This is a genomic window from Paenibacillus sp. Z3-2, assembly GCF_054161325.1.
Window position 1 is genome coordinate 740315 of record NZ_CP096397.1, and the last position, 13686, is coordinate 754000.

Annotated in this window: 14 protein-coding genes; 10 read left to right on the forward strand and 4 right to left on the reverse strand. The window is 43.3% G+C overall.

Annotated elements, in window-relative coordinates; translation table 11 throughout:
* Positions 1-32: 32 nt before the first annotated feature.
* The 3 genes from M1D71_RS03215 (at position 33) to M1D71_RS03225 (ending at position 5109) form a co-directional block, all read left to right on the forward strand.
* Positions 33-3740, forward strand: a complete 3708-nt coding sequence (locus tag M1D71_RS03215) for an SDR family NAD(P)-dependent oxidoreductase (protein ID WP_458125218.1) — start codon at positions 33-35, stop codon at positions 3738-3740.
* A 32-nt stretch (positions 3741-3772) separates the two neighbouring features.
* Positions 3773-4765 (forward strand): BtrH N-terminal domain-containing protein, encoded by a 993-nt coding sequence (locus M1D71_RS03220; RefSeq protein ID WP_458125219.1) that lies wholly within the window; start codon positions 3773-3775, stop codon positions 4763-4765.
* 68 nt (positions 4766-4833) lie between these two features.
* Positions 4834-5109 carry a hypothetical protein gene (locus tag M1D71_RS03225; protein ID WP_458125220.1) on the forward strand — a complete coding sequence of 92 codons (276 nt, stop codon included), beginning with the start codon at positions 4834-4836 and terminating at the stop codon, positions 5107-5109.
* Positions 5110-5716: 607 nt separating this feature from the next.
* On the opposite strand, the gene M1D71_RS03230 is transcribed toward M1D71_RS03225, so the two are convergent.
* The 4 genes from M1D71_RS03230 to M1D71_RS03245 form a co-directional block, all read right to left on the reverse strand.
* On the reverse strand, positions 5717-6406 hold the full coding sequence (locus M1D71_RS03230) for a hypothetical protein (protein WP_458125221.1): 690 nt from the start codon (positions 6404-6406) through the stop codon (positions 5717-5719).
* Positions 6407-6583: 177 nt separating this feature from the next.
* Positions 6584-6751, reverse strand: coding sequence for a hypothetical protein (locus M1D71_RS03235; protein WP_458125222.1), 168 nt, complete (start codon positions 6749-6751; stop codon positions 6584-6586).
* Positions 6752-7216: 465 nt separating this feature from the next.
* Entirely contained in the window at positions 7217-8035 is an 819-nt protein-coding gene (locus M1D71_RS03240) for a zinc ribbon domain-containing protein (RefSeq protein WP_458125223.1), read from the reverse strand.
* Between the two features lie 73 nt (positions 8036-8108).
* Entirely contained in the window at positions 8109-9059 is a 951-nt protein-coding gene (locus M1D71_RS03245) for a helix-turn-helix transcriptional regulator (protein WP_458125224.1), read from the reverse strand.
* A gap of 84 nt (positions 9060-9143) precedes the next feature.
* Between M1D71_RS03245 and M1D71_RS03250 the strand changes: the two genes are divergently transcribed.
* The 7 genes from M1D71_RS03250 to M1D71_RS03280 all read left to right on the forward strand — a co-directional run bounded on the left by M1D71_RS03250 (position 9144) and on the right by M1D71_RS03280 (position 13666).
* Complete coding sequence (locus M1D71_RS03250) at positions 9144-9839, forward strand: response regulator transcription factor (RefSeq protein ID WP_458125225.1); 696 nt, start codon at positions 9144-9146, stop codon at positions 9837-9839.
* Complete coding sequence (locus M1D71_RS03255; RefSeq protein ID WP_458125226.1) at positions 9832-10920, forward strand: ATP-binding protein; 1089 nt, start codon at positions 9832-9834, stop codon at positions 10918-10920. Before M1D71_RS03250 ends, M1D71_RS03255 begins: the two co-directional genes overlap by 8 nt.
* Positions 10921-11019: 99 nt before the next feature.
* Complete coding sequence (locus tag M1D71_RS03260) at positions 11020-11883, forward strand: M15 family metallopeptidase (protein WP_458125227.1); 864 nt, start codon at positions 11020-11022, stop codon at positions 11881-11883.
* Between the two features lie 28 nt (positions 11884-11911).
* Positions 11912-12472, forward strand: a complete 561-nt coding sequence (locus M1D71_RS03265; RefSeq protein ID WP_458125228.1) for a VanZ family protein — start codon at positions 11912-11914, stop codon at positions 12470-12472.
* Positions 12473-12485: 13 nt separating this feature from the next.
* Complete coding sequence (locus M1D71_RS03270; RefSeq protein WP_458125229.1) at positions 12486-12695, forward strand: hypothetical protein; 210 nt, start codon at positions 12486-12488, stop codon at positions 12693-12695.
* A 222-nt stretch (positions 12696-12917) separates the two neighbouring features.
* The gene (locus M1D71_RS03275) at positions 12918-13316 is read left to right on the forward strand and encodes a hypothetical protein (RefSeq protein WP_458125230.1); all 399 of its coding nucleotides are present in this window, start codon (positions 12918-12920) and stop codon (positions 13314-13316) included.
* A 35-nt stretch (positions 13317-13351) separates the two neighbouring features.
* Positions 13352-13666 carry a hypothetical protein gene (locus M1D71_RS03280; protein ID WP_458125231.1) on the forward strand — a complete coding sequence of 105 codons (315 nt, stop codon included), beginning with the start codon at positions 13352-13354 and terminating at the stop codon, positions 13664-13666.
* Positions 13667-13686 lie beyond the last annotated feature (20 nt).

The following is a 13686-nucleotide window of genomic DNA, read 5'->3' on the forward strand; positions in this document are numbered from 1 at the left end:
ATTAGAGTAAGTTTCAGATTGGAGGGCACATTGTGAAAAAAGGACTAGTCCACTTTGATGTTTCAGAAGTGCTATTAACGAATGAGAATATTCAAATTGAACAAATCTCAAATAAAGATATTGCAGTAATTGGTTTATCTTGTAAGATTGGAAGCGCAAAAAATAAAAATGAATTTTGGGATTCTATGGTTGAAGGGAAAGCTTTAATTGAAGAACTGCCACAAATACGCAAAAAAGATATTACAGACGTGCTAAAACAAAGAGGTCTCACTTATCAGGAATTCAAGAAAGCTACTTATCTTCACAATATTGATACATTCGATTATAAGTTTTTTTCTTTAACCGCTACTGAAGCTCGATTAATGGATCCGCATCAAAGGCTCTTTCTGGAGACTGTCTATGCTACCATGGAAGATGCAGGATATGGGGGACAGGAACTGTTTGGCAGCGAAACTGGAGTGTTCGTCGGATTATCAAGCGACGGGCCAATTGAATACAAAACATTTGCGCAAATGTCCGCTCCAGAGCTTGAGAGTCTTACAAATTCAGGAAACTTAAAATCGATTATTGCAGGTAGAATTTCCCATACGTTTGATTTTAAGGGACCCAGCAGCGTAGTGGATACTGCATGTTCTTCATCTTTGTCTGCACTTCATCTGGCATGTCGTTCCATTCGAACGGGTGAATGTAATACGGCGATAGCTGGAAGCGTCAAGATTGATATGTTGCCGAACAGTCATTCGAACGACTACAAAATGAGCTATGAATCGTCAGAAGGGTATACTCGGCCATTCGATGCAGATTCGGGCGGACCAAATTCGGGAGAGGGAGTCGCAGCTGTTTTGCTGAAGCCACTTCATCAGGCGATTTTAGACCATGATCATATTTATGCTGTAGTGAAGGGCAGTGCATGGAATCATGATGGGAGTTCAGTGGGGCTGACAGCACCAAATCCGACTGCACAGGAGCGCGTGATACTCAAAGCATGGCAAGATGCCGGAATCAATCCCGAGTCGATTTCATACCTGGAAGCTAATAGTACGGGAACAAAACTGGGTGATCCTATTGAAATCCAAGGAATACATAATGCATTCCGCAGACATACCTCAAAGACAAAATTTTGCGCTATCGGTTCCGTCAAAACGAATATTGGTCACTTGGATCATGCAGCGGGAATTGCAGGTTTTATTAAAGCAGTGCTCGCCCTAAAGCACGAAAAAATTCCACCGATGCTACATTTCAAAAATCTTAATCCTAATATATCATTGATTGATTCGCCAGTTTATATTGCGAACCATTTAATTCATTGGGAGCGTTCAACAAGTTCGATAAGAAGATGCGGGGTAAGTGCATTTGGTTTAAGCGGAACGAATTGCCATGTCGTTTTAGAGGAGGCTCCTGAACGAGAAGAGACATTTGTAGACGGTTTTTCTCATATTTTTACGATATCTGCTATGGAGCAAGATAACATGTTGGATATTGTTAATAATTATATAAGTTTTCTATCGAGTTCAGCCAACCATTATAACATAGGGGATGTGTGTTACACCGTTACTACGGGGAGAGGCCACTACACTCATCGCTTAGTATTAAAGGTGTGCAGTATAGAAGAATTACTTAAGCAATTGAAACGGTTTGTTAGAACTCCATTTGTTACGATGGAAGATCATCATATTTATTATGGTAGCCATAACGTCAGTGCTAATAAAGCTAGCAGAAAATATCCTGAAATTGCGGCCGACTCTAAGCATGTCAAGGAGCTGCTGTTCAGTGTAAACAAAGATACATCTAATGCGGGAAGGATATTTCATGATTTTGCTCAGGCCTATACGCAAGGAGCAGAGATGAATTGGAAAAAGTTGTATCCAAAACATTCTTATAATAAAGTAAGTTTACCAACTTACAGCTATTCTAAAAGTAGATGCTGGATCAACATTCCGAAAGACCATGTACAGCCAGTTGAGAGGCAAGAGACTCTAACATCCATACATGAAGAGAAGTGTTACTATTATCAGCCGAAATGGGTCCCCAAAAATTTCACGGACAAGATCCCGGAACAAATAGACGGGAAAACCGTTTTTTTTCGAACGACTGCTCCAATATGCGACCGTATCAGTACATTTCTGGAAAATAAAAACGTGGATTATATTGAAGTTTATTATGGATCCGAGTTCAAAAAAGTAACTGATTGTAATTATGTAATTTCGAGCAAAGATTCAGACTACCTGTTATTAATTGAACAAGTAGGGAAGATTGGACATATCATTCATAGCTTTGATCTCGAGGAAAGGTTGGCACATCAAACTTTGGAGCTGCAGGAAAGTCTCGTTCGTGGCTTGTATAGTTTGGCTTCTTTAACGAAAGCGTTGCTCAAGAATCAGCGAAGGCAAGAAGTGGTGATTACCATGCTTACGAGGTTAGCAAACTCTGTGATAGGAGAAGAAAAGAACGTTCATCCTATCGGTGCCGCTATGCTTGGAATGGCGAAGGTTATTCATCAAGAACATCCGTACTTATATACTCGCAGCTTTGATTTGGATACAACAATTGAGCCTCGTACACTTGGACAAATTTTATCACCAATCAGAGAAACGATGGAATGCGCGTACCGAAACGGTGTTAGTTATATAGAAAGCTTAGAAAGAGCAGATTTCAAGAAAACGGAAACGAGTGCCCTTCGCAGCAATGGTGTTTATATTATTACTGGAGGACATGGAGATATTGGCTTAGAAGTGGCCAAACATTGGGCGAGGCAATGCCAAATCTCTATTGTACTTGTAAGCCGGACTCCAATACCGAGCCGCGAAAATTGGAATTTAATTAAAGCGGGGGATGATCCTAAGCAAAAACGCATTATTGAGAGCATCGAGGAAATGGAGAGCCGAGGTTCCTCCATATATTCTTACAGCGCAAATATTTCTGATTACGATCAAATGAAGTTGCTCTTCCAGCAAGTTAGGGATAGCTTGGGAGAAGTAAATGGTATTTTTCACGCAGCAGGAATCGCTGGAGAGGGTATGTTGTTCAGAAGAAGCCAAGAGCAAATTGAAGAAGTCTTATCCCCAAAAGTAATGGGGACGTGGAACTTACACATGCTCACGAAAGAGAATGACATTGACTTTTTTGTGCTGTGTTCGTCGATTGCTTCGCTTAGCGGAGGAGTGGGGCAGGGAGACTATACTGCTGCTAACCGATTTCTGGATTCATTCGCATCCTACCGAACTAGATTAGGAATGACGGCTTGTTCTATTAACTGGCCAGCCTGGAAGGAATTTGGAGTGGCAGTCGATGATAGCGTCAATGAAAATAATAGTATGATCAGCCATCATATTAAACCTTATTCTGCGTTGACTGCACTTGACCTGATTTTACATTCGAATCGACCACGAATAATTCTAAGTGAGATCATCCCTGCGAATGTAAATCAACAAATGACGCAAGGATCGATACGCGAACAACAGTCCTTCAATGATGTACTATTGGTTGGAAGAGAGTCCGGTGAGTATACGGAACTTGAGCAACGTTTGGCATGCATATGGGGCGAACTGTTCGAACGTGATGTAATCAGGGTGGATGACAATTTTTACGACTTAGGCGGACACTCCTTACTGGTCGTTCGGGTCGAGGTTGAACTAGAAAAGCATGGAGTTGCGGTAGACCATTTGGATATTGAACGAGACCAAACGCTTGAAAAAATAGCGAGAGCTCTAAAAAAATCGAATTTTAAGGTGGAGGACTAAGTGGGTGCTCTAACGAAAGCGGGGAAAAAGGGATGCAAAAGATCATTGAACCCATAGAACCTTTTAATGAAATTTATTATAAAAGCTGCTTGTATAATTCTTTATTTCCGGTTATAAGGCATTTTCAGCGTGGTATATTACCATTACTAATTAACGATTGGGCTGTGTACGAAACGACCCGGACAGGGGGAGGAGTGCTTTGCGGAATCTCTCACAGGACCAACAAGGACCTTTCAGAAGCTCTTGTAGAGCTTGGAGTCGCAGCCGAGAAGGAACGGTTTGTCGGAACAGTCGTTGATAAAATTAAGAATGCGATAGATATGGAGAGACCTGTTGTGCTATGGGTCGATTGTTACGAAATACCGATGCGCAAAGACACTTTCCAAAAAAAACATTTGCCACACACCATTTTAGTTCATGGATATGATGATTCGACTGATGATTTCCATGTAATTGAACATTTACAGATGGAGAATCTGTCCTATGACAAAAAAACGATTGGGGTGGATGCTTTGGAACGGGCGTACTTTGCATTTGATTATAAATTCAATCAGGGACCAATGAAACAGGATTCCTATTATGAATTTTACAAGTTAAATCAAGTTAACTCAATGGCACTTGACGAAGCTGAAAAATACCAAGAAATGACTAGGGCAAATATGAACGTAATTACAGCAGGTCTAGAACAACTGCTAGAAGTTTCAGAATTGTTATATGGGAAGTTAATGCAGAAAAAACCGTTATCCATAGATTATGCTGAGCAACAACTGGATAAGCTGAATTCACTCATTTTGGCGAAACAAGCCGAGCGTTATAAGCTGGAACTTTTGCAAATAGAACAGGAGCCCTTATGTGTCATACTAGATGGTATTATTAATGAATGGAGCATTATTAGAGCGATCGTGGCCAAGTATGTGTACTCCAATCAATTCAAAGTTGAACAATTTTCTCAATTGCCTGATCGAATCAGCAACATTTATAATGCCGAGCTTAATTTTTATGAAAATTTTTTATTGAAGAAATAAGAGGATCAAAGACATTTTTTTGTTGTGGGTGTCAACATATTAGAACAAAGGAGCGTCTTATGTATTCTATGGATACGATTACTCAAGAGTTACTTGAAATCATTAATGCTCATCTATTGCAAAGAGCTGAAGAGTCAGGAACTTTGAATGAGGTTAAATTGCTGACCAGTCTGGAAGGGAATCTAGAATTGTCGCATTATATGGATTCCCTTGATTTTATCAAAGTTATTGTTAATATTGAAAAAAAGTTTGAAGTAATTTTGCAAGAAGACCTGTATGTACTAACGAACCTGAGTTTTATCAGAATTGCAGAATTTATTAAAAAAAATAACAAAAAGGATTAATGCCAGCGTTTGGCAAGGAGCTGAGGTCAGCAATTAGAATGTGTGTGTAAGTATTATTTCTCGACACGCAAAATATCATGTTCGCTGAATTTTACCTAATCAATGTCTTAAGAGATTGATACAGTGACAATCGGAATGCAAACGAAACGATGGTTCTCCGAAACCGAAACGCCCTAGGCGTCGTTACAGCGCATTTTAGACAGTCTGAGTAGATAATAAGAATGTTGTGTGATGTCAGTTTCTTAATTGTTTGTAATCAGCTCTGACCTGAACAGGATTTGCAGTAGATATCCCTCCGAGTGCAGCAGTTTCAGATGAAGTGACCCGTCAAGCTGTCAACCTGTGGCCGGGTCACTTATTTTTACGATCGATATATGTTAGGAGCGCAATAATTAACATGGGGAACACGATTACGTCGTTAAAAGAGAAGTTCATAGGACTACCTACAGATGGAAGTAAGTCTATTTTCCACCATAGGTTGGCTGTACAAAGTGGTTATACCATTTGAAACGCTCTTATTCGAGAGCATTTATATTTTGCAAAAGGAACCTATATATTGGTTTTCACATGTCTTTAGTGATTGTAATACTTCACCCCAAATCCGCTACTATTGACGAACTAACCCCAAATTCTTTTCCAAATACGTCGCAAGCAATGCCAACGGGCTGTGGATATCAATGCCCATGTCTGCTGTAACCTGTGAAGCTGCAGGAGCCATGGAGAGCTGGGCTGCGACTACCCTTTTACCGGGATACTGCACAGCAATCTGCTGTAATCCTTCACGTACCGCTTCGTGATACCCTCGCTTATCTCCGCGCATAATCAACTCGAATGTACCCGGAATGCACACTGCTTCCGTCTGAGGTGTCTGGGAAACGTATAGTTGCCCATTTTCCTCCTCTTGCTGTAACGCCTGATTCACCCGTGCCATCGTTCCTTCAATGGTTGCGGGGTTGGTGAAAACGATGATGTAATCCTCTGATATTCGCCGCATTTCCTGCAATAGCGGATCATCTATGCCAATCACAGGCACAGGGACCTGTTTGGCTTCTTGCCCCAGTACTGTCGCAAAGAGGGTACACGTGACCAGAATGGCATCTGCATGACACTCAGCGATCCAGTGGAGCGTCTGTGCTACTTTTTCGTGAATGACCACATCAGAAAAGTCAGCATCATGTTTAAGACGATCCAAACCTGGATCGACGTAATGGACCAATTCAACACCATAAGGAGCAAGCGTTTCTTCAATTAAAGCGATGTTGGAATAGTGTGCGTGAAAACAACCAATGGTGATCATAGGCTAAGTCCCCTTTTACAGTTCGTATATGTCATGGATCTTGAAGATATTTAAACCATTATAAAAACATGACTGAGGACTGTACAGTTGTTTGTTGCTCAACGCCAATAACCGCCCTTCCGCCAAGCTGCGGAAAGACGGTTGATAACCGTACTCGAATAAGGTCCGGTGGCCATTTTATCGAGGGGAAGGAGACGCATTCTTCTTCGCCATTTTTTGCTGCAGAATTTCATGAAAGGATAGACCTTGAGTGTTCTCATTCTCCTTTTTAGGAGCAGTGGTCGCCGTGTTGCGCGGATATTGGTGGTGGTACGGGATCATTTGCTGAATAGGCATGCGGATCATCTTGGTTCCTCCTTTGATGCATTATTTTTAAATTATGTATTTCGACTGGTTATGTTGCCAGGTGCGCATATAGGTACATATGACTTGTTAGACGAAATAGATGACTTTAGAATGTAAATCCAATTGGATTGTAGTGATTTTACCCCGTATTGAGCAGATGTAAACGTTTTTAGGGAAATTCAGGAGTAAAGAACCTGATATGACAGGTTTCATGTGGGAGGATGGAATTGGTTGTTATGTGAATAGTCCTAATTCTAAGGAAGTCAATGGTACCGGCATATGAGGCATATTATCTGGTTGAATGATGCAAAGCATGCTAACTAACTTGGTACCATAGTCGGGTTGCTTAGGTGGTTATGTAGTTCCGGTTATGACAAAAAACTGCCGAGCAAACTCGGCAGCTGATGTGATATGAAGAAGGATGCGAACTAACTTTGATTCTGTCTGAGATGTATATCGTATTCTTTATCTATTTTGACGAACAGCGATGTATATATCGACTTGTACACTTTCGGGATTCAGGCTGCGCTCATCATACAATTCGAAATCTCCTGTGAAGGTCCGGTCGCTTTGTTTGTCCCATGCCCACACGGCTCCCCATGCTTCGCCGACAACTTCTGCCATGGGTCCTTTTCTGGAAGTGAATACGGCGTAAGTCGCAGGAGGGAGCAGAATGTCATCCAATCCTTCAGGTAAGGATTCATCGGAGCTGACCTCATGCCCCACCAGTATGGTGTATTCTCCGGTTATGCCATCGGTGTAATCCGCGTAACAGCCATAGCGGGCAGCTTCCGGTGCAGGGAGGTGCTCTGAGGCAAAATAATTGTTCCAGAGTCCCTGAATACAGCCTTTGCCACTGATCTCAATGGCATTGGTTGTACGGGCGGATACGCCAGCAAGACGTTTGCTTGGGAGCGTGACATAACGAACCGGCTGGGTAGAGAACGAATTGTCTGTTGTTACCTGACCTGGATGAGTATCAGCAGCTGAGTTCCCCGCTAGGAATTCCGCATGTTGATCAACCGGAGTAGTACGCCATCGTTTCAAAAAGGGCAGCTGGTTACGCAGCATCGACCGAGCAGATTCCTCGTCCATGCCCTCGTCCTTCAGAATGGCAGTACACATCTCGGTCATGCCTTCCATTGAAATACCAGGCTGTTCGAACGTGCCTTCCTTGTAACAATAGATACAGTATTCACGGGTCGTGCTTCCATCTGCTTCGGTGCCCAATTGAGCAGGGGTTGTCAGCGGCATTCCGCAGCTTTGACATACAGTGACGTTCATTATTAATTCCTCCTTGGATATGTACAGATTGAATATATCTGAAGTATACGGGGAGGAACTGGACAGCTGTCTGTCAGGTTTGAGTCGGGGTTATATAATTTTGTACAATTTGCTCGGCGATACGGCAGACTTCGTCCCGAATATGCTGAGGTTCCAATACTTCAACATCCGCGCCGAAGCCCAGAATGAACCCGTATAACCAGGCATCCTCGGGAAAAGCAACCTGGCTGATGTAATAGCCATTTCCATCAGGGATGACGTTCTCAATCCCGAACCATTCTTCCGCTAGATGACGGACGCGAGCATGGAATCTCAAGGTTAACCCAGCCTGACTGCCCGGACGGGTCCATTCCTGCTGCCAGGGTCTGTCCTGTGGGTTAATAACTTTACGCTCGAAGTGCTCATTCGCAAGCGTGACATCTTGCATACGTACAAGCTTGAACATGCGAAACTGATTTCGCTCGTGGCAAAAGGCATACAGGTACCAGGAATGCTTCTTGAGTACGATGGTATGAGGGTCGGCAGTTCGGTGAGTCTGTGTACCTTCCGCACTGCAGTAGGTAAAGGTGACAGGTCGTAATTGATCCATGCCCTGTTCGATTAGTTGAAGCTTAAGTTGCAGTGCTTCGGGATGTGTCCAGGTTGAATAATCGACGATGAAACGATTGGTATTGGCCTGAAAATCATCATTCTTGGCTTCAGGCACGATGCTGCTTAGTTTTTCCACCAGAAGCTCACGCGCCGCATTGGCATGGGAGGTGGATACGCTGCGCAGTGCAGTGACGATGGACGCGAGGTCCTTGTCTGTTAATACGTTTCGATCCAGACGGTAGCCCTCTGCCAGACCAATCCCGCCGCTTGCGCCCTGATACGTCACCACTGGAATGCCTGCTTGACCCAATGTATCAATGTCCCGATAGATGGTACGGATGGATACTTCGAACGTATCTGCCAAGTCTTTGGCTTGTACTCGTCCGCGATTGATGAGTAGCACCACAATAGCTAACAAACGCTCCAGTTTCATATCTATGGATTCCTTTCATTGGTTTATCTGTTGGATTCAAATATGTTATATTGTTGAGCATCACACATAGGAGTGGAATAAGCAATGAAGCGAATTACGATTCTGATCGCAGACGATGAAGTTGAGATTGCTGACCTGGTTGCATTGCATTTACAAAAAGAAGGATATCACACCATTAAAGCCTTCGATGGGAAGGCGGCGGTTCAAGCCGTCCAGACCCAGGCGATAGATTTGGCGATCCTGGACATCATGATGCCTGGCATGGACGGATACGAAGTAACCCGCAAAATTCGGGAGCAGCATCATCTGCCGATCATTTTCCTGAGTGCCAAAACGTCGGATATGGACAAAATTACGGGACTTGTGATGGGCGCCGATGATTATATGACCAAACCTTTCAATCCGATGGAGCTTGTTGCCCGGGTCAACTCTCAGTTGCGTCGTTCCCTGCAGTTCAGCCAATCGGCGCCTATGCAGCGCACCAATCTGGAGAAGGGCGGGCTCATCATCATGCCAGATCAACATCGCGTTACACTCTACGGCAAACCAGTGGAACTAACACCGAAGGAGTTCGACATTCTGTATCTGCTCGCGAGCCACCCCAAACAGGTGTTTAGTGCGGAAAGCATTTTTGAGCAAGTGTGGGGAGAAGCCTATTATGAGAGCGGGAACACGGTGATGGTCCATATTCGCACATTGCGCAAAAAGCTTGGGGAAGATGTGAACAAGAATAAGTTTATCAAAACCATTTGGGGTGTGGGGTATACGTTTAATGACTAAACGAAGAAGTTTTCGCACGACCATGATTATGTTGTTAGGGTTAAGCATGCTTGCCTCTGGCGCAATCACCTATGGGATTTACAAGCTTTTACAAGCCTATTATTCGGGTGTCCGTGCTGAAGATCAGCTCGCTGAATATCGTCATTTTATGAAAAGTATCGGAGATATCTATTTCTTCCTGATCTTATTTATCCCGCTCGCCATTCTATTCTTCTTCTGGTTTACCAAGCCTTACGCGACGTATTTCAAGGATATTTCCACAGGGATCAGGCATTTGGCCAACGGTGACTTTCAGCATCGTGTACAGATCTCATCCAAGGACGAATTAGGTACGATTGCAGAGGATGTAAACTTGGCTAGTGAGAAACTAAGGGAAGCGGTGGAACGAGGGGATTTTGCTGAAAATAGTAAGGACCAGCTTGTTGTCAATCTGGCGCATGACCTGCGAACACCGCTGACCTCTGTGCTTGGATATTTGGATCTGCTCATGAAGGATGATCAGCTGACGGAGGAACAGGTCAGGCACTTTACGTCGATTGCATTCACCAAGTCACAGCGTCTGGAGAAGCTGATTGATGATTTGTTCGAAATTACCCGCATGAATTATGGCATGCTGCCTATAAACAAGACACCACTGGATCTTAGTGAACTGCTAAAACAGATGAACGAAGAACTCTATCCTGTATTCGAGAAGAATCATCTGACCACCCGATTAAAAATAGACACTGAACTTACCATCTCCGGTGATGGTGAGTTGCTGGCTCGTGTGTTCGAGAATCTGCTGATTAACGCTGCACGGCACGGCAAGGATGGTATGTATGTGGATATTAACGGATATCACGATGCAGATCAGGTTATCATTCAGGTGATTAACTATGGTGGACATATTCGTCCGGAGGAATTGCCGCATATCTTCGATATGTATTACACCGGAGATCGTGCCAGGACCCCTCAGGAGGGTGGGACAGGTCTCGGCCTATTTATCGCACGCAATATAGTGGAACAGCATGATGGTACGATTTCGGCCCAGAGTGATGTGGTACGGACGCAATTCGAAGTTCGTTTACCTGTATTCCATTGAGGTCTGACAGCAAATTTAAGAAAAACTTTAGAATTGCCCTGCTTTTTCTTTAACTAGTTTTCTCTATCCTTGATGTATGAGGTAAAAGGAGGAACAAGCATGAAAAAGTGGGGCTTTTTGATATGCATCATTTTGATCGGATATATCGTTACGCAGTCACCGGGATGGCTTCAGCAGAAGGATGAATTACCCATTGAGATTCAGAATACGCGTGAAAACCCGGCAGGTTATACCGTATCCGTCACCGGAAACATTCAGGATCAGGTACATAAGGGCAACTTGTTACTGGTTAATAAGCAATACCCGGTTCATGCGGAAGGGGTCAAATCCGATATTGTATATGTGGCGCATGAGGATGATCTGCTTCGTGGATATGGAATACAGGATCAGAAAATTATGTTATCACGGCAGGTGGCACAGGAGTTTCGGAAGATGGTTGAGGCAGCAGGAGAAGAGGGAGTACGATATTTCCTCATCAGTAGTGGCTACAGGGACTTTGCGAAGCAGGACGAGCTTTATCGGGAAAAGGGTTCAGACTACGCACTTCCTGCGGGTCACAGTGAGCACAATCTGGGGTTATCCCTGGATGTCGGCTCCACATTGGCTAGCATGAATGAAGCACCCGAGGGGGCTTGGCTGGAGAAAAATGCATGGAGGTACGGATTCATTCTACGTTACCCGAAGGATAAGGTGAGCATTACGGGTATTCAGTATGAACCATGGCACTTCCGATATGTGGGGTTGCCACATAGTGCTGTTATGCATAAGAACAATCTGGTGCTGGAGGAGTACCTTGATTTGCTAAAAGAGAAAGAGAACATTACTGTGGAAGTAGAGGATGAGGCGTATCATATCCGCTATTATCGGGCCACCCAAGATACAACCGTTTACATACCTGAACAAGGCCAATATGAAATATCGGGTGATAACATGGATGGCGTCATCGTTACCGTTAAGAAATAACAGGGCAACACCAGGGAGGAAGAGCAACATGAAGCACAACAACCAGAAGAAAACCAAACATTACATCCTTTGGATTGCCGTGTTCATTGTCTACGTATACTTACTTACCAAGCTGATTCTGTTCAAAGGAAGTCCCGTCGACTTTGGCATCGTGAAGGTTCGGCTTATGGCATTCTTGCAACAACCGGATCTGATCCATACGCGAACCGTAAACCTGACGCCATTTCAGGAAATCTCACGAGACTGGAACAGCCTGTCGTTACATCGTCCAGGCACCGCAATCCATCTGCTAGGGAATATACTGGCTTTTATCCCGCTGGGCATCTTCATTCCTGTGCTGACGGGTAACAAATTATATTCTGGAGTAAAGGTGTTCCTGCTGTCCCTGCTGCTCAGTCTGGGCTATGAAGTGACACAGTTGTTGACGGGTATGGGTATATTTGATGTGGATGATCTAATGCTCAATACGCTCGGCGGCTTGATTGGATATATTATTATGACCACGGCCATCGGCCTGAAAAGGTTGTTGGTGGTAGGAGAATCCCGTGTGACGGCGAAGAAGTTAAATTCTAAGGAAAGTCACGTGTAAGGAGGGGATCAACTTGATTATAATGGCTGTACTGTTTATTAGCGCAGGGCTGATGTTTCTCGTGTATCCACACAGCGTAAAGGATGCTTCGGAAAAACAGATCACGGAGCGAGTGATCATGTCGAGATGGGTCGGAGGCTCGCTAATTGCCCTGTCGTGTTTGTTTCTCATCATGGGTAAAATTCAACTGTTGGATCAAGCATCACATTATATTGGACACTAGAAGAAAGTCGGCCTTGAAGCAATAGAAATAGAGGACACACACATACTGGACCCACGGCTCCCCCATCATTGTGCAGAATGCATGTAACGGGGAGTTTTTTTGTATTTTCATAAGGTATCAAATTAAGGATAGAATCAGTAAATTTTGCGAGTGACATTGCCAATGAGTTAGAGTAGAGAAGACGCGTTAGGACCTATTTCTTACAAAAAAGGAGGGCACACATTGTATTCATTGGCTAAAGAACTAGCAGGAACAATGAAAGCCATTATTAAAATTGAAAGCGAAATTGCTGAAGCTAAAAATAATCACTACGATGAAGAAGTAGTGCGTGCTTTAGAACAGAAAAGATCAGATCTGATAAGATCCTGTACACGTGATGAGCTGTTAGTTATAAAAACAGTAATGAAAGTGGGATGGTCGGAAAGAGGATATCGATACCATTTTAACTCGGATGACATTGAGATTATTCACCTACCCATTGAGTTAAACGAGCATGAGTTGATGCAGAAATATTCCTATTATTTAATACATAAGACTGAACGCGAACTTGCGGATAGCATTGAGTACTATACCGCTGTGTTGGAACAATTGAAAGAAGGTATGGAGATTTTAAAACTCTAAATCAATATTCGACGAGCTACTAGGAGGCCTTCCAAATGATAATGAAAATTTCGTATTATACGCCAGATGGTTTCTACTATTATGTCCCCGATCAATACGCAGAGGAGATAGAAGAGTGGAGAATTGAATTTTCCGATTTTTTGCAGAGTATAGAGGGGAAACATCCATTTACAGAATATATGGAGTCCATTAATTATGAGGGTAAGTTGGAATACGCTATTTTTTGTCGTAGTTATGGTGGAGATGATTTTGTGGACTGGATTAACGTGGAAAAATTAAATTGTAGGGGTATATATCGTATTGCCGAGCCACTTGATGAGTTGGAAGTTGGATTGAGAATTGATTTTTAAATGATATGAACCTAATTAAA